Origin of the sequence: Pseudomonas sp. GD03944 (assembly GCF_029839275.1) — a bacterium.
Taxonomy (GTDB): domain Bacteria; phylum Pseudomonadota; class Gammaproteobacteria; order Pseudomonadales; family Pseudomonadaceae; genus Aquipseudomonas.
In genome coordinates, this window is the sequence record NZ_JAOCAH010000001.1 from 153,405 (window position 1) to 177,767 (window position 24,363).

Genomic DNA, 24,363 nt, shown 5'->3' on the forward strand with positions numbered 1-24,363 from the left:
CTTTGCTGTCTGAAAAACGATTGATGACACCGCGTTGTTCCGGAGCGCGGCCTACTTTTCACCTCACGCCACCCACGGCACCCCACTGGCGGTGAGCGTTTGCACGGCCCGCTGTGCGCCCCAGCCGACCACCGCTCCGGCGAGGAAGAACAGGAGGCCGCCGCAGGACCACCGACGGGGCCTGATGGGCGCCCGGACGACGCTCTGGATCAGGTAGCCGGGCACGGCATCGTCCTGCCCGCCACCGGCATAAGCCCTGATCACCTCCCGTTGCGCCTGGTAAGCCCGCACCCGTGCAGCCTCGGCCCTGCACAGCAGCAGGCGGGCCTCCACCTGCGCCCGCTGCCGCGGGGACAACCAACCGTCGACATACGCCTGCAAGATCGCCTCATCGACCACGTCGCGGGTCATTTCACGATGGCCAGGGAACGCGGCCCTTTAAGGATCGCGTGCAACCGGGCGCGCCCCTGTGAAAGCAGGGAGGCGACCCGCTCGGCCGGCAGGTCGAGTACGGCCGCCACCTGCTCGTACGGCAGGTCCTCCAGCACCGCGAGCAGAATGACCTGGCGCTGCTCCAATGGCAGCAGCTGCAGGGCCTCGTCGACATGCGGGGTAAAGCCGGCGCGTGGAGGTGCTGGACGTTCGCTCACGGCAGGTTCGCGGTGCTCCCGGTGCATGAGCCTCAGCAACGCAGTGCGCAGGTCACCGGCGTCCACCGGCGCCGAACGGAAGGTCTCCAGGGTGTCGTGCACCAGCTCGTCGGCAACGCCCGGATCACCCACCAATGCCAGGGCATGGCGGCGCAAGCGCGGTAACAGCATCAGCAACGCATAGCGGGTGGGCAGTTCCTCACCGTCCATTGATCACTCCCGGCATCCTCACTGAAAACAGGTGCCCCAGCCGAAACGCCGGGTACCCGCTTGGGCTTCCTGCCCAGTCAACGGCCTGCCCGATCGGTTGCGCGAGGAAATCATCGGTGTACACGGCATACTCACGCGGAAACTCAAAGGCAAAACCAGGCCTCGTATTTTCTCGCTCACACCCCTGAAAACAATCCGGACAACTCCTAAAATGCCGCCCGACAACGCCTGCCAGCCGTAGGAAACGTCTTAAGGCATGCGTAGGGAGTCACCATCGCCCCTTGCCAGGGCTGGCGTTTCCTGAGAAAACGCAGCCCGGCCACACGGGCAAACGAACGAGAGCAACACATGAGCAATGAACTGCAGATCGAGGATGTTCAGCTGGGTGATGGCAAGGAGGTGGTCAAGGGCGCACTGATCACCACCCAATACAGCGGGACCCTCGAGGACGGCACCCCCTTCGACTCGTCTTACGCGCGCGGCAAGCCGTTCCAGTGCGTGATTGGCACCGGTCGCGTGATCAAGGGCTGGGACCTGGGGTTGATGGGCATGAAGGTGGGCGGCAAGCGCAAGCTGTTCGTGCCGGCGCACCTGGGCTATGGCGAACGCAAGGTCGGTGACATCCCGCCGAACGCCAACCTGCTGTTCGACATCGAGCTGCTGGAGGTCCTCACCCGGGACGACTGAGCCGGAGCGTCAGCCAGGCATAAAAAACCCCGCATCAGCGGGGTTTTTCGTCACTCGGCGCGCGATCAGTCTTCGCGATAACGGCGCAGCTTGAGCGGCTTGCCACCCACACGGGTGTCTTTCAGCTTGGTCAGCAGGCGATCGAGACCGTCTTCCGGCAGCTCGACCAGGCTGAAGCTCTCGCGCACCTGGATGCGACCGATGGCGTCACGGGCCAGACCACCTTCGTTGAGGATGGCACCCAGCAGGTTCTTCGCGGCGATACCGTCACGGGCACCCAGGGCGGTGCGGCAACGGGCACGGCCTTCGGCCAGCGGCAGCGGTGCACGGCGCTCGCGGCTGTCGCTGCGCTCGCCACGGTCAGGACGCTCGCTGCGCTCACGCGGGCCACTGCCCGGCACCAGCGGCTGCTCACGCTCGACCTCGGCCAGGGTCAGGGCCTGACCATTGGTGGCCTTGCGCAGCAGAGCCGCGGCCAGGGCGCGTGGGCTGCAGCCGATTTCAGTGGTCAGGCGATCGAGCAGATCACCGTGGCTGGCTTCGGCATCAGCCACCAGCGGCGCCAGGCTGCTGGTGAGTTTCTTGATACGCGCGTCCAGCACCTGCTGGGCGTTCGGCAGCTTCACTTCGCCAACCTTCTGCCCGGTCACGCGCTCGATCACCTGCAGCATGCGGCGCTCGCGCGGGGTGACCAGCAGCAGCGCACGACCGGTACGGCCGGCGCGGCCGGTACGACCGATACGGTGCACGTAGGACTCCGGGTCGTACGGCATGTCGACGTTCATCACGTGGGTGATACGCGGTACGTCCAGACCACGGGCGGCGACGTCGGTGGCGACGACGATGTCCAGGCGGCCGTCCTTCAGCGAGTCGATGACGCGCTCACGCTGGTTCTGGGCGATGTCGCCGTTCAGCGCAGCAGCCTTGTAGCCCTTGGCTTCCAGCGCGGCGGCCAGGTCCAGGGTGGCTTGCTTGGTGCGGACGAAGGCGATCAGCGCGTCGAATTCCTCGACTTCCAGCAGACGCAGGACAGCAGCGTGCTTCTGGTCGGCGTGGACCATCAGGTGCGCCTGCTCGATAGCGGTCACGGTCTGGGTCTTGGAAGCGATCTTGATGTGCTGCGGGTTGCGCAGGTGCTTCTCGGCGATCGCGCGGATCGAGTGCGGCAGGGTCGCGGAGAACAGCACGCTCTGGCGGGTGGCCGGCATGGCTTCGAAGATCACTTCGAGGTCGTCCATGAAGCCCAGCTTGAGCATTTCGTCCGCTTCGTCCAGCACCAGGTACTGGATGGTCGACAGGACTTTCTCGTCGCGACGCAGGTGGTCGACCAGACGGCCCGGGGTGGCCACGATGACCTGGGCGCCCTGGCGGATGGCCTTGAGCTGTGGGCCCATCGGCGCGCCGCCGTAGACAGCGACCACGTTCAGACCGGGCATCTGCTTGGAATAGGTTTCGAAGGCGGTGGCCACCTGCAGGGCCAGCTCGCGGGTCGGGGCCAGGATCAGTGCCTGGGGCTCACGCTTGGACGGGTCGATCTTCGACAGCAGCGGCAGTGCGAAGGCCGCGGTCTTGCCGGTACCGGTCTGGGCCTGGCCGATCATGTCCTGGCCGGACAGGATGACGGGAATGGCCTGCGCCTGGATCGGGGACGGCTCTTCGTAGCCGACGGCCGCCAGTGCGGTGAGAATATTGGGATGAAGTCCGAGCGCGGCGAAGCCGCCGATTTCCTGGGTCATGGGTCTGCCTCTGAGTGCATCCGCAAAGACCCATGCTCCAAAGCTGCGCATGCCGTGTAAGACTCTAAGAGTCACCCTGGCAGCCCTGTCGGCGGGGATTTGCGAAAACGGTGATGAATGAATCGTCAAGGATAGCCCGCTGGGCGGACTGGCTGCCGAAGATAGCCTTCGAGCGAGTTGCACTACCTGAACGTGGCCAGAAATTGGCCGGCGCGCACTATACCGGAAAACGTGACGCGTGTGCTGGTTTTCCCCGAATTAAACGCCTGCGCCGCCGGATGGTCGACCGAGCCCACGCGTCGCGGCCGAAAACCGTCGGTGCCGCACTGCCCTCCGGTACCCTTGGACAAGCCACGGGGACAGCGCTATACAGCTCCCACTCGTTTACCTTTCCTTGCCAGGGACCTTCTGCAATGACCTCAACCTCCAGCGGCCGCGTCAGCCGTGAAAAACGTGGCCAGATCCTGCTGATCGGCATCGACCGCGTCGCCAAACGCAATGCCTTCGACCTCGACCTGCTGAACGACCTGTGCCTGGCCTACGGGGAATACGAGCGTGACGACGAGGCCCGGGTGGCGCTGGTGTTCGCCCACGGCGAGCACTTCACCGCCGGGCTCGACCTGGCCAATGTGGCCGCCAGCTTCGCCGCGGGCTGGAGCATTCCCGAAGGCGGTTGCGACCCCTGGGGCGTATTCGGCGGGCCGCGGGTGAGCAAGCCGGTGATCGTGGCCGCGCACGGCTACTGCTACACCATCGGCATCGAGCTGATGCTGGCCTCGGACATCAACCTCTGCGCGAGCAACACCCGCTTCGCCCAGATGGAAGTCCAGCGTGGCATCTTTCCGTTCGGCGGCGCCACCCTGCGCCTGCACCAGCAGGCCGGCTGGGGCAACGCCATGCGCTGGCTGCTCACCGGTGACGAATTCGATGCCCACGAAGCCTATCGCCTGGGCCTGGTACAGGAAGTGCTGGCCAGTGAAGAACTGATGCCCCGCGCCCTGAAACTGGCCGAACGCATCGCGGCCCAGGCGCCGCTGGGGGTGCGGGCAACCCTGGCCTCGGCCCGGGAGACGGTGCGCGACGGCGAAGCGGCAGCGATCGCCAACCTGCACCCTACAGTTACCCGGCTGATGGCCAGCGAGGATGCCCAAGAAGGCGTACGGGCGATGGTCGAGCGCCGCCCCGGCGACTTCAAGGGGCGCTGATCGCGCAGGCGTGCCGCCCTGGCACGCCTGCGGTCGGAATACGTCAGCTGGCCGGCCGCAACGCGTCGATCAGCGAAGCCATCGAATAGCCCAGGCGAGGCGCCAGCGCCTCGTTGCGGCGGCGCAGCTCGTCCAGGTCCAGGGTCTGGTCCAGGTCGGCCGGGACCAGCAGCACCACGTTGCCCTCTTTCACCGGGCACTCCCAGTAATGCCGGTGATACAGCCCACGCAGCAACGCCGCGCCCAGCGGCCGGCCGTCGTTGCCGGCCCACTGGTTGATGATCAGCCAGCCACCGGGGTTGAGCTTCTTGTGGCAATCGTCGAGAAAGCGCCAGGCCAGGTGGCCGACGCCCGGGCCGTGGTCGGTGTAGAGGTCGACGAAGATCAGGTCCGCGGTTTCCGCACTCGGCAGCAGCTCCAGCGCATCACCGATGCGGATGGTCAGGCGCGGATCGTCCTCCAGGCCGAGGAATTCCATGGCCAGGCGCGGCACGTCGGCACGCAGCTCGATGGTCTCGACGTCGTCCAGGGGCAGGAACTCCAGGCAGGCCTGGGTCAGGTTGCCGGCGCCCAGGCCAAGGAACAGCGCGCTTTCCGGCTGCTCGTGGCACAACGCCCCCAGCAGCATGGCGCGGGTGTAATCGTACTCCAGCCAACTCGGGTCGGCGGTGAACACGCAGCTCTGCTCGATGGCATCACCGAACTCGAGGAAGCGGTAATCGCCGATCTGCACCACGCGAATCACCCCAAAGGCATCGCGGACCTCGGCCAGCACCACTTCGTCCTGCATCTCGTCCACCGGGGGTAAACCTGGCATCCCTCTTTATCTCCACCGTGACATCCCCGACCAGCCTACACCAGGGAAAGGCGCCGATTGTCATTGATGGGGCATGGGCCGGTCACGCGATAATTTGCCCAACGGTATTCGCGCCATAACAACAAAAATGCACTCGAGGTCATCCGTATGTACGCCATCATCGGCGCGGGCCCCATGGGCCTGTGCACAGCCCGGCAACTGCTCAAGCAGGGTATCGACATCGTCGGGTTCGAACTGCATGCCGACGTCGGCGGCCTGTGGGACATCGACAACCCCCACAGCACCATGTACGAATCCGCCCACCTGATCTCGTCCAAGGGCACCACACAGTTCGCCGAATTCCCCATGCGTGACGACGTGGCGCCCTACCCGCACCACAGTGAAATGCGCCGCTACTTCCGCGACTACGCCACGCGCTTCTCGCTGTATCAGCATTACCAGTTCAACACCCGGGTGGTGAGTGTCGAGCGCCTGGAGAAAGGCTGGAAACTGGTCAGCGAGCAGGACGGCGTCCAGCGCGAATGGCTGTTCGACGGGGTGCTGATCGCCAACGGTACGCTGCACACCCCCAACCAGCCCGCCCTGCCCGGCCGCTTCGATGGCGAGCTGCTGCACTCCAGCGCCTACCGCTCGGCCGATGTGTTCGCCGGCAAGCGTGTGCTGGTGGTGGGCTGCGGCAACTCGGCCTGCGACATCGCCGTGGACGCCGTGCACCGTGCGGCATCGGTCGACCTGTCGACGCGGCGCGGCTACTACTTCCTGCCCAAGTTCATCCTCGGCCGCCCGACCGACACCTTCGGCGGCGCGATCCGCCTGCCGCGCCCCCTCAAGCAGCGCCTGGACGGCTTGCTGGTGCGAGCCCTGGTCGGCAAGCCCTCGCAATACGGCCTGCCGGACCCGGACTACAAACTCTACGAATCGCACCCGGTGATGAACTCCCTGGTCCTGCACCACCTGGGCCATGGCGACATCAAGGCGCGTCGCGACATCGCCCGGATCGACGGCAAGCGCGTGACCTTCAGCGACGGCGAGCACGCCGAGTACGACCTGATCCTGCAGGGCACCGGCTACACCCTCGACTACCCGTTCATCGACCGGGCCCACCTCAACTGGCCGGCCCACGCCGGGGCGCCCAAGCTGTACCTCAATGTATTCCACCCCGAGTACGACGACCTGTTCATGATGGGCATGGTCGAAGCCTCGGGCCTGGGCTGGCAGGGCCGTGACGAGCAGGCCGAGCTGGTGGCCCTGTATATCCGCGGCCTGCGCGACGGCAGCAACGCGGCCAGGGAATTCCAGGCCCTCAAGCGCGAACGGGCCAGTGTGCGCCTGGACGGCGGCTACCAGTACCTGGAACTGGAGCGCATGGCCTACTACGTTCACAAGGACACCTACCGCCAGGCCCTGCGCCAACACAGCACCGCCTTGGCCCAGCCGGCCGCTGGCGCCGCCCGCACCGTCAAGGAAGGCCTCGATGCCAGCCGTCAATCTTGAGTTTTCGCCCGGGGCGATGATCGCCCTGAACGGGATCATCGCGCTGATGATGTTCGGCGTATCCCTTGAGCTGCGGGCCGACGACTTCAAGCGCATCCTGCGCACGCCCAAGGCCCCGTTGATCGGCATGCTGGTGCAATTCGTGCTGCTGCCGGCCAGTACCTGCCTGCTCACCGTGCTGCTGCCGATCAATCCGGGTCTGGCCCTGGGCATGATCCTGGTGGCGACCTGCCCGAGCGGCACCTTCTCCAACATCATGACCTGGCTCGGCCGCGGCAACGTGGCGGTGTCGGCCAGCGTCACCGCCGTGTCCAGCGTCAGCGCCGGCGTGCTGACCCCGCTGAACTTCGCGCTCTATGCCGGGCTGAACCCGGAGACCCGGGCGCTGCTGACGGAAATCAGCATCGACCCGGTGGAGCTGGTACTGATGGTGCTGCTGGTCCTGGTGCTGCCCATGGTCGCCGGGATGTTCACCGGCCGCCGCTGGCCACGGGTCGCCCAACGCCTGGAAAAACCGCTGCGCCAGGTCTCGCTGCTGGTGATGCTGGTGTTCGTCGGGGTGGCGCTGAGCAAGAACTTCGACCAATTCACCGAGTACTTCCACCTGTTCTTCTGGCTGGTGGTGCTGCTCAACAGCCTGGCGTTGCTGCTTGGCTACGTCTGCGCCCGGCTCTGGCGCCTGGCCGAGGCCGATGTGCGGGCCGTCACCCTGGAAACCGGGATTCACAACTCGGGCCTGGGCATGGCGCTGATCTTCACCTTCTTCCCCCAGGCCGGCGGCATGTTGCTGATCGCCGCGTTCTGGGGCTGCTGGCAGTTGATCTCCGGGCTGGCCCTGGCGCTGTTCTGGTCGCGCCGTGCGCCGAAGGACGCCCACCCGGCTGCCCTGGACCGAGCCGCGCAACCATGACCGTCACCCTGATCACCGGGGCCGCCAGCGGCCTTGGCTGGCAACTCGCCCAGGCCTGTCACCAGCGTGGCGACAGCCTGCTGCTGACCGACATCAACGGCGAAGGCCTGGCCCGACGCGTGGCCGAGCTGGGCAGCGGCCGTGTGCTGGGCATCGCCGGCGACATCACCGACCCGGCCCTGCACGCCGAGCTGCTGGAAGCCTGCACGACGCAGCTCGGCGGCCTCGACCTGCTGATCAACAACGCCGGGATCACCCACCGTTCGCCGACCTGCCGCACCTCGCCTGCCGTGTTCCGCCAGGTCATGGCCGTGGACTACCAGGCGCCCCTGGAGCTGACGCTGAGCGCCCTGCCGCTGCTGCGCCAGCGCCAGGGGCAGATCGTCACCATCGGTTCCATGGCCGGCTGGATGCCGGTGCTCGGTCGCGCCGGCTACTGCGCGGCCAAGGCGGCGCTGAGCCAGGGTTTCGAAGTGCTGCGCGCCGAAGTGGCGCGGGACGGCGTCGGCCTGCTGATGGTCTACCCCAGCTTTCTCGACACACCCATCGAGCAGCACGCCCTCGGCGCGGACGGCCAGCCGGCGCGCCATGCCCGCTCGACCATCGGCCGCGTGCGCGGTGCCGACTGGATGGCCGCGCGCATTCTCGAGGCCCAGGCAGGACGCCGCGAGCGGCTGTTTCCCGACCCCGGCAGCCTGCTGGCCAGCCTGCTCTGGCGCCTGGCACCTGGGTTCTATTACCGGCAGATGGCCCGGCGCTTCGCCGGGGAAATGGAGTGATGGAGGGCGCCTGGGCGCTCCTGGGCATCGCGATCCTGCTGGCCTACACCCTGGAAGCCATCACCGGGTTCGGCAGCGTGGTGATCGCCCTGGCCCTGGGCGCCCTGTTGCTGCCGATCGAGCACTTGCTGCCGATCCTGGTGCCGCTCAACCTCTGCATGAGCGGCTACCTCAGTTGGCGTTATCGCCGGCTGATCGACCGCCGCCTGCTGCTGGGCACGATTTTGCCGGGCATGCTGCTCGGCACCGTCGCCGGCTACGCCCTGCTGCCCTGGGTGGACGGCGCGTCGCTCAAGCACGGCTTCGGCGTACTGATCCTGTGGTTCGCTGGCCGCGAGCTGTGGCGCCTGTACCGTCACGCCCCCGTCCGCAGCCGCACGCCAAGCTGGGTGATGCGCCTGGCCACCGGCGCGGCGGGTATCTGCCATGGCCTGTTCGCCTCCGGCGGCCCGTTGCTGGTCTATGCCCTGGCCAGCTCGGACCTGAACAAAGCCCGGCTGCGCGCCACCCTGATCAGCGTCTGGTTCACCCTCAACAGCCTGCTGACCCTGGCCTTTCTCTTCGATGGCCGCCTGCTGCCGGCGCTGCCGCAGATTGCCGCCTACCTGCCGTTGCTGCTGGTCGGCATCGTCCTGGGCGAACACCTGTACCGAGGCCTCGGCGAGCGGCAGTTTCGCGTCGCCACCTACCTGATCCTCCTGGTGGCTGGCACGGTCCTGCTTTTACCGGGTTTCTGATGCACCGGTGCCCGGGGCGAGCACCTTGAAGCGCCGGCCTGATCGGGTACCATGCCCGTCTGCCTACCCCGTCCTGAGCCGAGAGCCGCGATGTCGCAACCCTGGAGTCCCGATAGCTGGAGAGCCCTGCCCATCCAGCAGCAACCGCAGTACCCCGACGCCGCTCACCTGGCAAAGGTCGAGCAGACCCTGGCTGGCTATCCGCCGCTGGTGTTTGCCGGTGAAGCCCGCGAGTTGCGCCGCCAGTTCGCGGAGGTGACCCAGGGCCGCGCGTTCCTCCTGCAGGGCGGCGATTGCGCCGAGAGTTTTGCCGAGTTCAGCGCCGCCAAGATCCGCGACACCTTCAAGGTGCTGCTGCAGATGGCCATCGTCATGACCTTCGCCGCCGGCTGCCCGGTGGTGAAGGTCGGGCGCATGGCCGGCCAGTTCGCCAAGCCGCGCTCGGCCAACGACGAAACCATCGAAGGCGTGACCCTGCCGGCCTACCGCGGCGATATCGTCAACGGCATCGGCTTCGACGCCAGCAGCCGCGTACCGGACCCGGAGCGCCTGCTGCAGGCCTACCACCAGTCCACCGCCTCACTGAACCTGCTGCGCGCCTTCGCCCAGGGCGGTTTCGCCGACCTGCACCAGGTGCACCAGTGGAACCTCGACTTCATCGCCAACTCGGCGCTGGCGGAAAAATACAGCGCCCTGGCCGACCGCATCGACGAAACCCTGGCGTTCATGCGCGCCTGTGGCATGGACAGCTCGGCGCAGGTGCGGGAAACCAGCTTCTTCACCGCCCACGAGGCGCTGCTGCTGAACTACGAAGAAGCCTTCGTGCGCCGCGACAGCCTCACCGGCGGCTTCTACGACTGCTCCGCGCACATGCTGTGGATCGGCGACCGCACCCGTCAGGTGGATGGCGCCCATGTCGAGTTCCTGCGCGGCGTCGGCAACCCGATCGGGGTCAAGGTCGGCCCGAGCATGACCGACGAGGACCTGATCCGCCTGATCGACATCCTCAACCCGGACAACGACCCCGGTCGCCTCAACCTGATCGTGCGCATGGGCGCGGACAAGGTCGAAGCCGGCCTCCCGCGTCTGATCCGTACCGTGCAACGCGAGGGCCGCCACGTGCTGTGGAGCTCCGACCCCATGCACGGCAACACCATCAAGGCCAGCAGCGGCTACAAGACCCGCGACTTCGCGCAGATCCTCGCCGAAGTGAAACAGTTCTTCGCCGTGCACCAGGCCGAGGGCAGCTACGCCGGGGGCATCCACATCGAGATGACCGGGCAGAACGTCACCGAATGCATCGGCGGCGCCCGCCCGATCACCGAAGACGGCCTCTCCGACCGCTACCACACCCACTGCGACCCACGGATGAACGCCGACCAGTCCCTGGAACTGGCCTTCCTCATCGCCGAGACCCTCAAACAGGTCCGCCGCTAAGGCGCCTGTGGGAGCGGCGCGGGCCTTGTGCCCGCGTCGCCGCGGTCCTGTAGGAGCGGCTTCAGCCGCGAGCTCGGCGGCATCATGGTCACCGCCGCTACGACGGGAAACCAAAAAGCTCGCGGACAAGTCCGCTCCTACGGTAAGACCACCCCACCGTAGACACCCCGTAGGAGAGGCCTTGGCCTCGAGCTCGGCGGCATCGTGGTCACTGCAACTGCGACGGACAGCCAAAAGCTCGCGGACAAGTCCGCTCCTACAGGGGGGTGTCCGCGAGGTCTTCGGGCCTCAGGCGATCAGGCGTTCGCGCAACCGCCCGAGCATGCCCATCAGGCTGCCGACCTTTTCCCGGTCCCGGTCTTCCTGGGGTTGATCGGCCAGACGCGTCACCACCTGCGCCGGCTGGGCGCGCCACAGCAGGACCTGCTCGGCGGCCGCCTTCAGGCCTTTCTCGAACAGACCGCGGCGGATCGGCTTGGGCAAGTAGCGGAAGATCTGCGCTTCGTTGATCAGCTTGAGCAGCGCCTGGGTGTCGCAGAACGGCGTCACCACCACGCTGAGCAACCGCGGGTGGGCCTGGGCCAGGGTCTTGAGCAATGGCGCGACGTCTTCGCCGGACAGTTTGAGGTCACTGACCAGCAGGTCCACCGGCTCGCGATTGAGCATCTCCAGGGCCTCCGGCAGGTTGCGCACGCGCAGCAGCGTATGGCCACCTTCCACGCAGAAGTCGCCGACGGCGGTGAGCGTGTCCGGGTCTTCGTCCAGCAACAGCACGCTCAACGGCGCGGCCAGGCGGCTGGTGGTCGGCAGGACCGGCGCCTGGGCCTGGCGCGCGGCGATTTCGGCGGCCTGGCGCAGGGTGAAGGCCATTTCCTGCTGGTCCCAGGGCTTGGTCAGGTAACGGAAGATGCCGCCGCTGTTCAGCGCCTCCACCGCCGCGTCCAGGTCCGAATAGCCGGTCAGCAGGATGCGCAGGGTTTCCGGGGCGATCTCCCGGGCCTGGGTCAGCAGCTCGGCGCCGGTCATCTGCGGCATGCGCTGGTCGCTGACGATGATGTGCACCGGCTCGCTGCGCAGGCGCTCCAGGGCCCGCAGCGGGTCGCTTTCGGTGAGGACTTCGTACTGGCGGCGGAACTGCATCGCCAGGCTGCGCAGGATGCGCTCTTCGTCGTCGACGAACAGGATGCGGATGGGTGCGGTCATGTCAGGCGCTCCGTTGCAGTTCGGTGATCGCCACGGCCGTTTCCGGCCGCGGCAGGCGGATCAGGAAGCGCGTACCGCGCCCCGGCTCGGAGGCCACGCGGATCTGCCCGCCGTGGTCCTGGATGATCTTGAAGCTGATCGACAGGCCCAGCCCCGTACCCTGGCCGACCGGCTTGGTGGTGAAAAACGGGTCGAAGATCTTCGACAGTACCTGGGGCGGCATGCCGCGGCCGTTGTCCTGGACGGAGATGAACACCGCGCCGTCATCGGCCCAGCTCTTCACCAGCACCTGACCGAAGCCGTCAATGGCCTGGGCGGCGTTGGTGAACAGGTTGAGCAGCACCTGGTTGATCTGCGACGGCGCACAAGGGATGCGCGGCAGGTCGCCGAGCAGGAGCACCACCTCGGCCTTGTCCTTGATGCTGTTGCGGGCGATCACCAGGGCGCTGCGGATGCACTCGTTGATGTCCACCTCTTCGCTCATGGCCCGGTCCAGGCGCGCGAAGTTCTTCAGCCCCACCACCAGCTCGGCGATCTGCTCCAGGCCATACAGGGTGTCGCCGAACAGCTGGTTGAGGTCATCGGCCAGCAGCTCCGGCGCCGCGGCCTGCCGGGCGCTGGCGGCCGTTTCCAGGGCGCTGGCCAGCCGCGCTTCGTCGCATTGCGGATCGGCCAGGCAGTCGGCCAGGGCCGCCTGGGCAGCCGCCAGTTCGAACAGCGGCGTGGTGAGCTCACGCAGCAGTTGCACGTTGTTCTTCACGTAGCCCAGGGGGGTGTTCAGCTCATGGGCGACCCCGGCCACCATCTGCCCGAGCGAGGCCATCTTCTCCGACTGCACCAGTTGGGTCTGGGACTCCTTGAGTTCCACTAGGGCCTTGCGCAACACGCCGTTGCGCTGGGCGATGCGCGCTTCCATGGCCTTGAGCAGGTCGAGCACCGTGCCCAGCCCCTGATAGAGCCCCTGCTGGTCGACCAGGATGAAGTCTTCGGTGATCGGGTATTTCAGTTGCCCGGTGATCTGCTTCGCCGCATCTTCCAGGCTGGTGTCGAGGCTGACGGTGAGCGGCCTCGGGTTCATCACCTCGCGCACCGGGTGGCGCCCGCGCAGGTCGCGGCCGAAGCGTTGCATGAAGATATCCTGCAAGGTGGTGCGGCTGACCAGCCCGAGCGGGCGGCCTGCGCCATCGACGATGGGCAGGGACAGGAACGCCTTGTGTTCCGGGGTCAGCAAGCGGTCCGCGACATCCGCGACGCTCATGTCCGGTGGCAAACCCGCAACCGGTCTGAGCAAGCGCGCCAGAGCGCTGGCAGTGGTCATTGAGGGGGCTCTCCCTGACGTTGGAAAGCCGACATTCAAACAGCACCAAGTTGCCATCATGTGACACTTTTCACGTCTGCGGCGCGTGGCGGGCTGTCGGTCATCATTCGGTCACAGTGGTCTAGGCCAACGCACCGAAAGCATTTGCCCTCGACGGAATCTGCACCAGAATGAATCAGGCCTGTCCTACGCTGTGGGGACGGCGCCCGCCGCCTCGCCACATACGCCGGGATTGCCCGGCCCTGGCACGGGCGCTGCACGGCAAGCCCGGGCCGGTACGAAGCCATCGCCCGGCTGGCCGCCCCGCCGACAGGCCCCCTGCACGGCCACGACACGCGTCATCTGCAGCGACCGGGAGCACGCCCCATGCCTTACCAGACCCACATCGGCGCCCTGCACTACCGTTTCGCCGATCTCAAGACCCTGCTGGCCAAGGCCAGTCCCGCGCGCTCGGGCGACTACCTCGCCGGCCTGGCCGCCGCGACCTACGAGGAACGCATGGCGGCCAAGCTGGCCCTGGCCGACGTGCCGCTCAAGCGCTTTCTCGACGAAGCGCTGATCCCCTACGAACGCGACGAAGTCACCCGCCTGATCATCGACCGCCATGACGTGCAGGCCTTCGCCCCCATCAGCCACCTGACCGTGGGCGACCTGCGCGACTGGTTGCTGCTGGACAGCACCGACAGCGCCACCCTGAGCCGCGTGGCCCCGGGCATCACCCCGGAAATGGCGGCCGCGGTGAGCAAACTGATGCGCAACCAGGACCTGATCCTGGTGGCCCGCAAATGCCGGGTGGTCAGCGCCTTTCGCAACACCCTGGGCCTGCCCGGCCACCTCGCCGTGCGCCTGCAGCCCAACCATCCCACCGACGACGTGCGCGGCATCGCCGCCAGCCTGCTCGACGGGCTGCTCTACGGCTCGGGCGACGCCACCGTGGGCATCAACCCGGCCAGCGACTCGCTGCCGACCCTGATGCGCCTGTGGCAGATGATGGACGAGGTGCGCCAGCACTTCGAGATTCCCATGCAAAGCTGCGTGCTGACCCATGTCACCACGCAGATCCAGGCCATCGAGGCCGGCGCGCCGGTGGACCTGGTGTTCCAGTCCATTGCCGGCAGCGAGAAGACCAACAGCAGCTTCGGTGTGACCCTGGACATCCTGCGTGAGGCCCACGAGGCGGCCCTGTCGCTGCAGCGCGGCACGGTGGGCGACAACTGCATGTACTTCGAGACCGGCCAGGGCAGCGCGCTGTCCGCCGGCGGCCACCATGGTGTCGACCAGCAGACCTGCGAGGCCCGCGCCTATGCGGTGGCCCGGGAATTCCGCCCCCTGCTGGTGAACACCGTGGTCGGTTTCATCGGCCCGGAATACCTGTACGACGGCAAGCAGATCATCCGCGCCGGCCTGGAAGACCACTTCTGCGCCAAGCTGCTCGGCCTGCCCATGGGCTGCGACGTCTGCTACACCAACCACGCCGAAGCCGACCAGGACGACATGGACACCCTGCTGACCCTGCTGGGCGCGGCCGGGATCAACTTCATCATGGGCATCCCGGGGGCCGACGACATTATGCTCAATTACCAGAGCACCTCGTTCCACGACGCCCTGTACCTGCGTAGCGTGCTGGGCCTGAAACGCGCCCCGGAATTCGACGCCTGGCTGGCGCGCATGGCGATCACCGAGCCGTCCGGCGCTCTGCGCGAGATCGGCCGCGGCCACCACCTGCTGCAACAGCTGCCGCACCTGTCCGGCGCCGCCTGAGGAGTCCAGCATGCCCCCACGCAAGAGCGACCTGACCCAGCACAACCCCTGGGACGACCTGCGCGCCCACACCTCGGCGCGCATCGCCCTGGGCCGGGTGGGCAGCAGCCTGCCCACCGCCGAGGTGCTGAAATTCGGCCTGGCCCATGCCCAGGCGCGGGATGCCGTGCACCGCCCGCTGGACTTCGACGAACTGCAGCAGCAACTCAGCGAGGACGGCTTTCGCACACTGCGCGTGCACAGCCAGGCCAGCGACCGTCAGGCCTACCTGCTGCGCCCCGATCACGGCCGCCTGCTGCACCCGGACTGCCAGGCGCGACTGGAGAGCGAGCCACCGGCACCGGAACTGGCCCTGGTGATTGCCGACGGGTTGTCTTCGATCGCCGTGCAACGCCACGCCCTGCCCCTGCTCCAGGCCTTCCGCGAACGCTTCGATACCGACTGGGCCGCAACCCCGGTGGTGCTCGCCGAACAGGGCCGGGTGGCGATCGGCGACGGCATCGGCGTGGCCCTGCGCGCGCGCCTGGTGATCGTACTGATCGGTGAGCGCCCGGGCCTGACCTCGCCGGACAGCCTGGGCCTGTACATCACCTACGCGCCACAGCCCGAGACCATGGACAGCCAGCGCAACTGCATCTCCAACGTGCGCCCGCAAGGCCTGCCCTACGCCCTGGCGGCGCACAAGCTGGAGTACCTGGCGCGCCAGGCCCTGCGCCTGCAACTGTCCGGCGTCGCCCTGAAGGACGACAGCAACCTGCAGGAGGTGGCGCCCCTCGACGGACGCCCGCACTGACAAATCGGCGCAACAGGGATATGGTGAAGGCTCACCTTCTGAAGGATGCCGACCATGCCCTGGTATATCTGGCTACTGATCATCCTCGTTATGGGTTCCATCGTGGGCGGACTGATGGTCCTGCTGCGCACGGCCAAACCCTTGCCCCTGACCGACGAGCAATTGGAAAAGGTCCGCAAGCGCAAGCTCGAAATGGAAGCCCAGGACGCCAAGGACGCCAGCCAGCGCTGACGCGCCGCCGGCCGGCCTGAGCAGGCCGGCCGCTCCCTCCCGATCTCCCTGAGCGGCGCTGTGTGCCGACTCGGTCACGCCGTTTTCACGCCACGCGCCAGCGCCTTGAGCGCCCTCCAGACGCCCCGCTACACTGCGGCCTCGACAAGGAGGCGCCATGCCGCTGCACCTGAGATTGCTGTTCCCCGGCCTGGGACTGGGAATGGGCCTTGCCCTGGGTTTCATCCAACCGCTCGGCGTGGTCGCGGGGGTGCTGCTGATCGCCCTGCTGCTGTTCGCCGACAAACACCTGCCGGCGCCACTGTGGTGGGTGCTGAGCCTGGTAGTCGGTGTGGCCCTGGCCGCCCACCTGGTGCCCGGCTTCCAGCCCTGGGCGCTGTCGCCGCCCCTGCGCCTGAGTGATGACGCACCGCCCTATGGACTACGCCTGTCCTGGGACAAGCTGCTGCTGGGCCTGAGCTTGCTGGCGTGGTGGCTGAGCCAGTCACACTCGACCCGATCGGAAACCGGCAAGGCCCTAGGCGTGGCGCTGCTGACCCTGCTGACGGTGCCGCTGCTGGCCCTGGGACTGGGCCTGGTCGGCTGGAAACCCAAGTGGCCGGACGCCGAGTGGCTGATGCTGTGGCTGGCGATCAACCTGGGCGTCACCGTGCTGGCGGAAGAACTGCTGTTCCGCGGCCTGTTGCAGACCCGCCTGGTGCAGTGGCTCGGGCCTTGGCCGGGCGTGCTACTGACGGCGCTGCTGTTCGGTGCGGTGCACGCCCCGTTCAGCCCGCTGTTCGCGGTGATCGCCGGGATTGCTGGCCTGGGTTACGGGCTGGTGTTCCATTACAGCGGGCGCCTGAGCCTGGCCATTGCCCTGCACCTGGCGGTCAATCTGCTGCATCTGTTGCTGCTGAGCTATCCACTGCGGCTGCCGGTCTGACCAGAATCTGCTTGGGCGCGAAGATGCGCTCCAGGGTGCCATCGGCCCGCAGGCGCTCCTGCAGGGCCTCGAACTGCCCGGCGCTGATCGGTGCGCCCTGACGCAACAGCGCGTGGTGCCGGTAGACCTGGTCGACGCGCTCGGACACCAGCAACTGCCCGCTGTACTGCCCGTAGCGTTCCACGAAACCGCTGATGTAGGAGCGCGTCACCAGGGCCACGTCGGCCCGGCGGCGCAGCACCATCAGCAGGTTGCTGTCATGGGAATAGGTCATGGCCGCGTTATGGGTCTTGTTGAGATAGTCGGGGTCGGCTTTGAACCCGGCGAAGGCGTAATGGTAGCCACTGAACAGCGCCAGCCGCTTGCCCTCCAGCCGGTCGAAGTAGCCTTGACCGCGATTGGCCTCGACACGGGCGACGAAGACCTCGGCGTCTTCCAGCCCCATATCGATCGCCTGGTGAGGAATCGCCGCCCAGAGATCCCACGACGGGTTCTCGAACAACGCCAGGTCGATACGACCGTCTTCGAAGTCGCGAAAACGCCGTGGAATGGAAGTCGGGACGATGACGAAACGGAAGTCGCTCTGGGCCTCGTTGAGGGCGGCGACCAGCTGTGGCAGCAGCCCGCGCGTGATGGCCTGCTCGCCCTTGTAGACGTAGGGTGGAAAATACACCCCGCCCACGCGCACTTCCTGCTGGGCCAGCACCGGCGCACAGGCCATGGCGCCCAACCAGGCGACCCACGCAGCAACGAACCTACGCATCGACGGTGGCATGCAGCACGACATCCCTATCACTGTGTGCCGGATAGCCTACTCCAGCAAAACCTGACCGAACAGAGCAATTTCGTTCATTTAAGCGACCTGTTGTGCGAAGAAGCGGGTCATTCGCACCTGGTCATATCCACCCGCCGCGTGCTGCCCCAGGCTTAGGGCCACGAGCACGTCGGCTTCAAACGTCCTTGAGCACCAGCGACAGCGCTTCTTCCGCCAGTTCATCGAGGGTCATCGGGCCCTCAGGGCGGAACCAGGTGGTGGTCCAGCTCAGGGCCCCCGTCAGGAAACGCCGCAGGATGAACGGGTCGGCCTTCACGTAGCCGGCGGCCCGGGCCTCTTCCAGTACGTCGAGCCAGAGCTGCTCATACTGGTCACGCATGTCGAGGATGAACTGCTGGCCACCTTCCGACAGTGAACGCCATTCATAGACCAGCACCGCCATGGCCTCGCCGGTGCCGCCGACGATCGACTGCAGCTCGCAACGAATCAGCGCCAGCACCCGCTCGCGCAGGGTCGTGGCTTCGTCCAGCGAGGCCTGCATCACTGCGGTGTTATAGCGGATGGTCTCTTCCATCACGGCCCGGAGGATTTCGTCCTTGCTCTTGAAGTGATGAAAGATGCTGCCGGACTGGATGCCCACCGCACTGGCTAGGTCGCGCACCGTGGTGCGCTCGTAGCCCTTGCTGCGAAACAGGTGCGCAGCGGTCTGCAGCAGCTTGCCCCGGGCGCTTTCCGGGTCGGTGATCTGCCCACTGGCGACGAGATCGCGCATGACTGCCTGAGCTTGTTGATCGTTCACGCTGGTACTCCCCAAGGCCCTGTGCGCTCGACGAATCGCCAATTGGCAGCAGATTCCGGCAAGTGCTTGTCGTTATTGATGAAATTTATGCCTCGCGGGCTTACCAAGCAAGCGCTTGGCCATCTTTGCGCAAGAAATATTGCAGGCGGGGCTTTCAAACCAAGCGCTTGCTTGGTAGTGTTCTTTTCACCTTCTCAGTGTGTTGCGGACCCTTCCAATGACAAAAACCGTACGCATCGGCTGCGCCTCCGCTTTCTGGGGCGACACCTCCACCGCCGCCGCCCAGCTCGTCCGGGGCGGCGAACTGGATTACCTGGTATTCGACTACCTGGCCGAGATCACCATGTCGATCATGGCCGGCGCCCGCATGAAGAAACCGGACCAGGGCTACGCCACGGACTTCGTCGAGGTGCTTGCGCCCCTGCTGGGCGACATTGCCAAGCAGAACATCCGCGTCATCAGCAACGCCGGCGGGGTCAATCCCCAGGCCTGCGCCAAGGCACTGGCCGAGGCCTGCGAAAAAGCCGGCGTCGCCCTGAAGATCGCCGTGCTGCATGGCGACAACCTGCTGCCCAGCCTGGGCCAGTTGAGCAAGGCCGGCACCACGGAAATGTTCACCGGCGCCCCGCTGCCGCCCTTCTGCGTCTCGGTCAACGCCTACCTGGGTGCGCCCGGTATCGTCGAGGCGCTGAACCAGGGTGCCGACATCGTCATCACTGGTCGCGTGGTCGACAGCGCCGTGGTCAGCGCCGCCCTGGTGCATGAATTCGGCTGGGCCTGGAACGACTACGACAAGCTGGCCCAGGCCGCGCTGGCCGGGCACATCATCGAATGCGGCGCCCAGTGCACCGGCGGCAACTTCACCGACTGGGAAAGCGTGCCGGACTACGAGCACATCGGTTTTCCCATCGTCGAGGTCGAGGCCGACGGCCGTTTTTGCGTGAGCAAGCCAGAAGGTTCCGGTGGCCTGGTCACGCCTTTCTCCGTGGGCGAGCAGGTGCTCTACGAAATCGGCGACCCCCGCGCCTACCTGCTGCCTGACGTGGTCTGCGACTTCACACAGGTCAGCCTGCAGCAGGCCGGGCCCGACCGCGTCGCGGTAAGCGGCGCCCGGGGCCTGCCGCCGACCCGCAGCTACAAGGTCAGCGCCACGTATCCGGACGGTTTCCGCTGCACCGCCAGTTGCCTGATCGCCGGCATCGATGCGGTGAAGAAGGCCGAGCGCGTCAGCCAGGCGATCATCGCCAAGACCACGGAAATGTTCGCCGAGCGTGGCTGGGGCCCCTACAGCGAAGTCAGCATCGAACTGCTGGGCAGCGAGACCACCTACGGCCCCCACGGCCAGCGTCGGGACACCCGTGAAGTGGTGATCAAGATCGCCGTGCGCCATGCCAAGAAGGAAGCGCTGATCCTGTTCTCCCGGGAAATCGCCCAGGCCGCAACCGGCATGGCGCCGGGCCTGACCGGCATCGTCGGCGGGCGCCCCACGGTGTACCCGGTGATTCGCCTGTTTTCCTTTCTCGCGGACAAATCGGCCTGCCCGCTGGAGGTCGAACTGGGCGACCAGCGCCTGCCGGTCGCCCTGCCCGCCCTCGACGCATTCGATGGCCCGGGGCCGATCAACGACATCCCGGCCCCGAACGGCACGGCCGACAGCCAGGTGCCGCTGATCAAGCTGGCCGTGGCGCGCTCCGGCGACAAGGGCAACCACAGCAACATCGGCGTGATGGCCAGAAAACCCGAGTACCTGGCGTGGATCGCGGCTGCGCTGACCGAGGACGCCGTGGCCCAATGGCTGGGCCATGTGCTCGACGCCAAGAGCGGCATCGTCAGCCGCTGGTACCTGCCGGGCACCCACAGCCTGAACTTCCTGCTGGAAAACGCCCTGGGCGGCGGCGGTGTCGCCAGCCTGCGCATCGACCCCCAGGGCAAGGCATTCGCCCAGCAGTTGCTGGAATTCCCGGTGCCGGTGCCCAGGGCGCTGGCCGAGATAATGTAGTCGTAGGGTGGATGACGCTTCATCCATCCACCGGCTCTGGTGGAAAACGCTGCGCGGTTTTCCACCCTACAAACTGATCAATAGCGCACCACCTTGACATGGTGGTGCCCACGGTAAGGTCGAAGGACAACAACAATGAGCTACGACTCCGTATTCAAACCCGGCCTGTTCGCCGGCCAGACCATCCTGGTCACTGGCGGTGGCAGTGGCATAGGCCGCTGCACGGCCCATGAGCTGGCAGCCCTCGGCGCCCATGTGGTGCTGGTCGGGCGCAAGGCGGAAAAACTGGAAAGAACCTGTGGCGAGATCACCGAGGATGGTGGCAGCGCCAGCTGGCAGGCCTGCGATATCCGCGACGAAGATGCGGTCAAGGCCATGGTTGCGGCGGTGGTGGTCGAGCGCGGGCCGATCCATCACCTGGTCAACAATGCCGGCGGCCAGTTCCCCGCGCCGCTGATCGGCATCAACCAGAAAGGCTTCGAGACCGTGGTGCGCACCAACCTGGTGGGCGGCTTCCTGATCGCCAAGGAAGTCTTCCTGCAGAGCATGAGCAAGCACGGCGGCAGCATCGTCAACATGCTCGCCGACATGTGGGGCGGCATGCCCGGCATGGGCCACTCCGGCGCCGCCCGGGCCGGCATGGAAAACTTCACCAAGACTGCTGCCTACGAGTGGGGCCACGCTGGCGTTCGGGTCAACGCCGTGGCGCCTGGCTGGATCGCCTCCAGCGGCATGGACACCTACCCCGAGTCGATGAAGACCATGATCCGCAACCTCAAGGACCACGTACCGCTGCAGCGCATCGGCACCGAATCCGAAGTGGCCGCGGCCATCGTCTTCCTGCTCAGCCCCGGCGCCAACTTCATCAGCGGCAACACCATCCGCATCGACGGCGCCGCCAGCCAGGGCACCCGTGCCTGGACCCTGGGCAAGGCAAAAAACAGCGAGTCCTACAACGGTTTCCACCGGGCCTACGTGCCTGACGTGCTCAAGGGAGAGTAAGGCGATGCCCGTGATCCAATCGGAAATCGATGTCCATGGCGACACCTTCGCCCAGAACCGCGACGCCATGCTGAGCGCCATCGCCAGCTTCCGCGACGTCGAGCAGAAGGTGCTCGACAAGGCGCAGGAAGCCAAGGCCAAGTTCGAGAAGCGCGGCCAGTTGCTGCCGCGCGAACGCATCAACCTGCTGCTCGACGCCGGCGCGCCGTTCCTCGAATTGTCGTCGCTGGCCGGCTACAAGCTGCACGACGACAAGGACGGCAGCCAGGCCGGCGGCGGGATCATCGCCGGCATCGGCTACATCGCCGGTGTGCGCTGCCTGGTGATCGCCAACAACAGCGCGATCAAGGGCGGCACCATCTCCCCCACCGGGCTGAAGAAGTCCCTGCGCCTGCAGCAGATCGCCTTCGAAAACAAACTGCCGGTGGTGACCCTGGCCGAAAGCGGCGGCGCCAACCTCAACTACGCCGCCGACATCTTCGTCGAAGGCGCCCGGGGCTTCGCCAACCAGGCGCGCATGTCGGCCATGGGCCTGCCGCAGGTCACCGTGGTGCATGGCTCCAGCACCGCGGGCGGCGCCTACCAGCCGGGCCTGTCGGACTACGTGGTGGTGGTGCGCGGCAAGGCCAAGATGTTCCTGGCAGGCCCTCCATTGCTCAAGGCCGCCACCGGTGAAATCGCCACCGACGAAGAACTCGGCGGCGCCGAGATGCACGCCCAGGTCGCCGGTACCGCCGAGTACCTGGCCGAGAACGACGCCGACGGCGTGCGCATCGCCCGGGAAATCATCGGCATGCTGCCGTGGAACGCCCAGTTGCCGGCCCAGCCGGAAAAGCACTGGCGCGAGCCGCTGTACCCGGCCCACGAGCTGCTCGGCATCGTCCCGGCAGACGCGAAGAAGCCCTACGACGTGCGCGAGATCATCGCGCGCATCGCTGACGGCTCGGAATTCCTCGACTTCAAGAACGAGTTCGACAGCCAGACCGTCTGCGGCCATTTGCAGATCGAAGGCCAGGCCTGCGGCTTCATCGGCAACAACGGCCCGATCACCCCGCGCGGTGCGGCCAAGGCGGCGCAGTTCATCCAGCTCTGCGAGCAGAGCAACACGCCGATCCTGTTCTTCCACAACACCACCGGCTTCATGGTCGGCACCGAGTCGGAACAGCTCGGCGTGATCAAGCACGGCTCGAAGATGATCCAGGCGGTGGCCAATGCCACGGTGCCCAAGCTGACCATCGTGGTCGGCGGCTCCTACGGCGCCGGCAACTACGCCATGTGCGGTCGCGGCCTCGACCCGCGCTTCATCTTCGCCTGGCCCAACAGCCGCACCGCGGTGATGGGCGGCGCCCAGGCCGGCAAGGTGCTGCGCATCGTCACCGAGGACAAGCACGCCAAGGAGGGCAAGGAAGCCGATCCGAAGATGCTCGACATGCTCGAGCAGGTCACCGCACAGAAGCTCGACAGCCAGTCCACCGCGCTCTACGGCACGGCCAGCCTGTGGGACGACGGCCTGATCGACCCGCGCGACACGCGCAAGCTGTTGGGCTACCTGCTGGATATCTGTGCCGAAGCCCAGCGCCGGCCGCTCAAATCCAACCGGTTCGGCGTGGCCCGTTTCTGACCCCACCCTGATTCCACGAGATCTCACGGAGAACAAGAAAAATGATCTTTACCCAGGAACACGAAGAACTCCGCCGCACGGTGCGCAATTTCGTCGAGAAGGAAATCAACCCGAACGTAGAGCAGTGGGAAAAGGACGGGCGCTTCCCGATCCACGACATCTTCAGGAAGGCCGGCGACCTCGGCCTGCTGGGCATCTCCAAGCCGGAGAAATTCGGCGGCATGGGCCTGGACTACAGCTACTCGATCGTCGCTGCCGAAGAGTTCGGCACCATCATCTGCGGCGGCATCCCGATGTCGATTGGCGTGCAGACCGACATGTGCACCCCGGCCCTGGCCCGCTTCGGTTCCGATGAGCTGCGCGAAGAGTTCCTGCGCCCGGCGATCACCGGCGAAATGGTCGGCTGCATCGGCGTCTCGGAAGTCGGCGCCGGCTCCGACGTCGCCGGCCTGAAGACCACCGCCCGCAAGGACGGCAGCGACTACGTGATCAACGGCAGCAAGATGTGGATCACCAACTCGCCGTCGGCCGACTTCATCTGCCTGCTGGCCAACACCAGCGACGACAAGCCCCACGTCAACAAGTCGCTGATCATGGTGCCGATGAACACCCCGGGCATCAGCGTCAGCCCGCACCTGGACAAGCTCGGCATGCGCAGCTCGGAGACCGCCCAGGTGTTCTTCGACAACGTGCGCGTGCCCCAGCGCTACCGCATCGGCCACGAAGGCGCCGGGTTCATGATGCAGATGTTGCAGTTCCAGGAGGAACGCCTGTTTGGCGCCGCCAACATGATCAAGGGCCTGGAGCACTGCATCAACAGCACCATCGACTACTGCAAGGAGCGCAAGACCTTCGGCGCGCCGCTGATCGACAACCAGGTCATCCACTTCCGCATGGCCGAGCTGCAGACCGAGGTCGAGGCCCTGCGCGCCCTGGTGTACCAGGCCACCGAGCAGTACGTGCGCGGCCGCGACGTCACCACCCTGGCCTCCATGGCCAAGCTCAAGGCCGGTCGCCTCGGCCGCGAGGTCACCGACAGCTGCCTGCAGTACTGGGGCGGCATGGGCTTCATGTGGGACAACCCGGTATCGCGCGCCTACCGCGACGTACGCCTGGTGTCGATCGGCGGCGGCGCCGACGAAATCATGCTCGGCATCATCTGCAAGCTGATGGGCATCCTGCCGGGCAAGAAGAAAGGCTGATCGCCACACGGCCAGGGTGCCCACGCCGAACCGTCCGCGTGGGCACCATCGATGTGAAAAGCGGCTTCGGCC

The 24,363-nt window shown here is 66.5% G+C and carries 22 protein-coding genes and 1 pseudogene; 15 read left to right on the plus strand and 8 right to left on the minus strand.

Features of this window, described 5'->3' with window-relative positions; translation table 11 throughout:
• Positions 1–63: 63 nt before the first annotated feature.
• Positions 64–411 (minus strand): hypothetical protein, encoded by a 348-nt coding sequence (locus tag N5C28_RS00740; protein WP_279818951.1) that lies wholly within the window; start codon positions 409–411, stop codon positions 64–66.
• Positions 408–860, minus strand: coding sequence for a sigma factor-like helix-turn-helix DNA-binding protein (locus tag N5C28_RS00745; RefSeq protein WP_279818954.1), 453 nt, complete (start codon positions 858–860; stop codon positions 408–410). The genes N5C28_RS00740 and N5C28_RS00745 overlap by 4 nt, the downstream gene beginning before the upstream one ends.
• Before the next feature lie 348 nt (positions 861–1,208).
• Here N5C28_RS00745 and N5C28_RS00750 point away from each other — a divergent pair, with 348 nt between their 5' ends.
• Positions 1,209–1,547, plus strand: coding sequence for an FKBP-type peptidyl-prolyl cis-trans isomerase (locus N5C28_RS00750; RefSeq protein ID WP_279818957.1), 339 nt, complete (start codon positions 1,209–1,211; stop codon positions 1,545–1,547).
• Between the two features lie 65 nt (positions 1,548–1,612).
• On the opposite strand, the pseudogene N5C28_RS00755 reads toward N5C28_RS00750, so the two are convergent.
• Positions 1,613–3,317, minus strand: a pseudogene (locus N5C28_RS00755) (DEAD/DEAH box helicase).
• A 379-nt stretch (positions 3,318–3,696) separates the two neighbouring features.
• On the opposite strand from N5C28_RS00755, the gene N5C28_RS00760 reads away from it, so the two are divergent.
• Complete coding sequence (locus N5C28_RS00760) at positions 3,697–4,488, plus strand: crotonase/enoyl-CoA hydratase family protein (protein ID WP_279818960.1); 792 nt, start codon at positions 3,697–3,699, stop codon at positions 4,486–4,488.
• Between the two features lie 43 nt (positions 4,489–4,531).
• On the opposite strand, the gene N5C28_RS00765 is transcribed toward N5C28_RS00760, so the two are convergent.
• Complete coding sequence (locus N5C28_RS00765) at positions 4,532–5,305, minus strand: spermidine synthase (protein WP_279818963.1); 774 nt, start codon at positions 5,303–5,305, stop codon at positions 4,532–4,534.
• Between the two features lie 147 nt (positions 5,306–5,452).
• Here N5C28_RS00765 and N5C28_RS00770 point away from each other — a divergent pair, with 147 nt between their 5' ends.
• The 5 genes from N5C28_RS00770 to N5C28_RS00790 all read left to right on the plus strand — a co-directional run bounded on the left by N5C28_RS00770 (position 5,453) and on the right by N5C28_RS00790 (position 10,662).
• A complete protein-coding gene (locus N5C28_RS00770) occupies positions 5,453–6,799 on the plus strand; it encodes an NAD(P)-binding domain-containing protein (protein ID WP_279818967.1) in 1,347 nt (448 codons plus the stop codon).
• Positions 6,780–7,709 carry a bile acid:sodium symporter family protein gene (locus tag N5C28_RS00775; RefSeq protein ID WP_279818970.1) on the plus strand — a complete coding sequence of 310 codons (930 nt, stop codon included), beginning with the start codon at positions 6,780–6,782 and terminating at the stop codon, positions 7,707–7,709. The genes N5C28_RS00770 and N5C28_RS00775 overlap by 20 nt, the downstream gene beginning before the upstream one ends.
• Positions 7,706–8,488, plus strand: coding sequence for an SDR family NAD(P)-dependent oxidoreductase (locus N5C28_RS00780; protein WP_279818973.1), 783 nt, complete (start codon positions 7,706–7,708; stop codon positions 8,486–8,488). Before N5C28_RS00775 ends, N5C28_RS00780 begins: the two co-directional genes overlap by 4 nt.
• Positions 8,488–9,225 (plus strand): sulfite exporter TauE/SafE family protein, encoded by a 738-nt coding sequence (locus tag N5C28_RS00785; RefSeq protein WP_279818975.1) that lies wholly within the window; start codon positions 8,488–8,490, stop codon positions 9,223–9,225. Before N5C28_RS00780 ends, N5C28_RS00785 begins: the two co-directional genes overlap by 1 nt.
• 90 nt (positions 9,226–9,315) lie before the next feature.
• Positions 9,316–10,662, plus strand: a complete 1,347-nt coding sequence (locus N5C28_RS00790) for a 3-deoxy-7-phosphoheptulonate synthase class II (RefSeq protein WP_279818977.1) — start codon at positions 9,316–9,318, stop codon at positions 10,660–10,662.
• Between the two features lie 288 nt (positions 10,663–10,950).
• On the opposite strand, the gene N5C28_RS00795 is transcribed toward N5C28_RS00790, so the two are convergent.
• Positions 10,951–11,865: a response regulator gene (locus N5C28_RS00795; protein ID WP_279818979.1), complete on the minus strand. Its 915-nt coding sequence runs from the start codon at positions 11,863–11,865 to the stop codon at positions 10,951–10,953.
• Position 11,866: 1 nt separating this feature from the next.
• Positions 11,867–13,183, minus strand: coding sequence for an ATP-binding protein (locus N5C28_RS00800; RefSeq protein ID WP_279818981.1), 1,317 nt, complete (start codon positions 13,181–13,183; stop codon positions 11,867–11,869).
• A gap of 366 nt (positions 13,184–13,549) precedes the next feature.
• On the opposite strand from N5C28_RS00800, the gene N5C28_RS00805 reads away from it, so the two are divergent.
• The 4 genes from N5C28_RS00805 to N5C28_RS00820 all read left to right on the plus strand — a co-directional run bounded on the left by N5C28_RS00805 (position 13,550) and on the right by N5C28_RS00820 (position 16,893).
• Entirely contained in the window at positions 13,550–14,944 is a 1,395-nt protein-coding gene (locus N5C28_RS00805) for an ethanolamine ammonia-lyase subunit EutB (protein WP_279818984.1), read from the plus strand.
• 10 nt (positions 14,945–14,954) lie between these two features.
• A complete protein-coding gene (gene eutC, locus N5C28_RS00810; protein ID WP_279818987.1) occupies positions 14,955–15,737 on the plus strand; it encodes an ethanolamine ammonia-lyase subunit EutC in 783 nt (260 codons plus the stop codon).
• A 54-nt stretch (positions 15,738–15,791) separates the two neighbouring features.
• Positions 15,792–15,968 (plus strand): DUF2897 family protein, encoded by a 177-nt coding sequence (locus N5C28_RS00815; RefSeq protein ID WP_279818990.1) that lies wholly within the window; start codon positions 15,792–15,794, stop codon positions 15,966–15,968.
• A gap of 157 nt (positions 15,969–16,125) precedes the next feature.
• Positions 16,126–16,893 (plus strand): CPBP family intramembrane metalloprotease, encoded by a 768-nt coding sequence (locus N5C28_RS00820; RefSeq protein ID WP_279818994.1) that lies wholly within the window; start codon positions 16,126–16,128, stop codon positions 16,891–16,893.
• On the opposite strand, the gene N5C28_RS00825 is transcribed toward N5C28_RS00820, so the two are convergent.
• Together N5C28_RS00825 and N5C28_RS00830 are read right to left on the minus strand one after the other, a co-directional pair.
• Entirely contained in the window at positions 16,841–17,614 is a 774-nt protein-coding gene (locus N5C28_RS00825) for a transporter substrate-binding domain-containing protein (protein ID WP_279820300.1), read from the minus strand. The two genes, N5C28_RS00820 and N5C28_RS00825, sit on opposite strands and share 53 nt — an antisense overlap.
• Positions 17,615–17,843: 229 nt before the next feature.
• On the minus strand, positions 17,844–18,467 hold the full coding sequence (locus tag N5C28_RS00830) for a TetR/AcrR family transcriptional regulator (RefSeq protein ID WP_279818996.1): 624 nt from the start codon (positions 18,465–18,467) through the stop codon (positions 17,844–17,846).
• A gap of 217 nt (positions 18,468–18,684) precedes the next feature.
• Here N5C28_RS00830 and N5C28_RS00835 point away from each other — a divergent pair, with 217 nt between their 5' ends.
• The 4 genes from N5C28_RS00835 (at position 18,685) to atuD (ending at position 24,291) form a co-directional block, all read left to right on the plus strand.
• The gene (locus N5C28_RS00835) at positions 18,685–20,466 is read left to right on the plus strand and encodes a DUF1446 domain-containing protein (protein WP_279818998.1); all 1,782 of its coding nucleotides are present in this window, start codon (positions 18,685–18,687) and stop codon (positions 20,464–20,466) included.
• A 135-nt stretch (positions 20,467–20,601) separates the two neighbouring features.
• Complete coding sequence (locus tag N5C28_RS00840; protein WP_279819001.1) at positions 20,602–21,468, plus strand: SDR family oxidoreductase; 867 nt, start codon at positions 20,602–20,604, stop codon at positions 21,466–21,468.
• 4 nt (positions 21,469–21,472) lie between these two features.
• Positions 21,473–23,089 carry a geranyl-CoA carboxylase subunit beta gene (atuC, locus tag N5C28_RS00845; protein ID WP_279819004.1) on the plus strand — a complete coding sequence of 539 codons (1,617 nt, stop codon included), beginning with the start codon at positions 21,473–21,475 and terminating at the stop codon, positions 23,087–23,089.
• Between the two features lie 41 nt (positions 23,090–23,130).
• The gene (gene atuD / locus N5C28_RS00850; protein ID WP_279819007.1) at positions 23,131–24,291 is read left to right on the plus strand and encodes a citronellyl-CoA dehydrogenase; all 1,161 of its coding nucleotides are present in this window, start codon (positions 23,131–23,133) and stop codon (positions 24,289–24,291) included.
• Positions 24,292–24,363: the final 72 nt, after the last annotated feature.

What these genes read in the sequence shown, in the direction of transcription:
- N5C28_RS00740 (WP_279818951.1), bottom strand. Translation starts at nt 411, where the DNA reads ATGACCCGCGACGTGGTCGATGAGGCGATCTTGCAGGCGTATGTCGAC.
- N5C28_RS00745 (WP_279818954.1), bottom strand. Translation starts at nt 860, where the DNA reads ATGGACGGTGAGGAACTGCCCACCCGCTATGCGTTGCTGATGCTGTTA.
- N5C28_RS00750 (WP_279818957.1), top strand. Translation starts at nt 1,209, where the DNA reads ATGAGCAATGAACTGCAGATCGAGGATGTTCAGCTGGGTGATGGCAAG.
- N5C28_RS00760 (WP_279818960.1), top strand. Translation starts at nt 3,697, where the DNA reads ATGACCTCAACCTCCAGCGGCCGCGTCAGCCGTGAAAAACGTGGCCAG.
- N5C28_RS00765 (WP_279818963.1), bottom strand. Translation starts at nt 5,305, where the DNA reads ATGCCAGGTTTACCCCCGGTGGACGAGATGCAGGACGAAGTGGTGCTG.
- N5C28_RS00770 (WP_279818967.1), top strand. Translation starts at nt 5,453, where the DNA reads ATGTACGCCATCATCGGCGCGGGCCCCATGGGCCTGTGCACAGCCCGG.
- N5C28_RS00775 (WP_279818970.1), top strand. Translation starts at nt 6,780, where the DNA reads ATGCCAGCCGTCAATCTTGAGTTTTCGCCCGGGGCGATGATCGCCCTG.
- N5C28_RS00780 (WP_279818973.1), top strand. Translation starts at nt 7,706, where the DNA reads ATGACCGTCACCCTGATCACCGGGGCCGCCAGCGGCCTTGGCTGGCAA.
- N5C28_RS00785 (WP_279818975.1), top strand. Translation starts at nt 8,488, where the DNA reads ATGGAGGGCGCCTGGGCGCTCCTGGGCATCGCGATCCTGCTGGCCTAC.
- N5C28_RS00790 (WP_279818977.1), top strand. Translation starts at nt 9,316, where the DNA reads ATGTCGCAACCCTGGAGTCCCGATAGCTGGAGAGCCCTGCCCATCCAG.
- N5C28_RS00795 (WP_279818979.1), bottom strand. Translation starts at nt 11,865, where the DNA reads ATGACCGCACCCATCCGCATCCTGTTCGTCGACGACGAAGAGCGCATC.
- N5C28_RS00800 (WP_279818981.1), bottom strand. Translation starts at nt 13,183, where the DNA reads ATGACCACTGCCAGCGCTCTGGCGCGCTTGCTCAGACCGGTTGCGGGT.
- N5C28_RS00805 (WP_279818984.1), top strand. Translation starts at nt 13,550, where the DNA reads ATGCCTTACCAGACCCACATCGGCGCCCTGCACTACCGTTTCGCCGAT.
- eutC (WP_279818987.1), top strand. Translation starts at nt 14,955, where the DNA reads ATGCCCCCACGCAAGAGCGACCTGACCCAGCACAACCCCTGGGACGAC.
- N5C28_RS00815 (WP_279818990.1), top strand. Translation starts at nt 15,792, where the DNA reads ATGCCCTGGTATATCTGGCTACTGATCATCCTCGTTATGGGTTCCATC.
- N5C28_RS00820 (WP_279818994.1), top strand. Translation starts at nt 16,126, where the DNA reads ATGCCGCTGCACCTGAGATTGCTGTTCCCCGGCCTGGGACTGGGAATG.
- N5C28_RS00825 (WP_279820300.1), bottom strand. Translation starts at nt 17,614, where the DNA reads ATGGCCTGTGCGCCGGTGCTGGCCCAGCAGGAAGTGCGCGTGGGCGGG.
- N5C28_RS00835 (WP_279818998.1), top strand. Translation starts at nt 18,685, where the DNA reads ATGACAAAAACCGTACGCATCGGCTGCGCCTCCGCTTTCTGGGGCGAC.
- N5C28_RS00840 (WP_279819001.1), top strand. Translation starts at nt 20,602, where the DNA reads ATGAGCTACGACTCCGTATTCAAACCCGGCCTGTTCGCCGGCCAGACC.
- atuC (WP_279819004.1), top strand. Translation starts at nt 21,473, where the DNA reads ATGCCCGTGATCCAATCGGAAATCGATGTCCATGGCGACACCTTCGCC.
- atuD (WP_279819007.1), top strand. Translation starts at nt 23,131, where the DNA reads ATGATCTTTACCCAGGAACACGAAGAACTCCGCCGCACGGTGCGCAAT.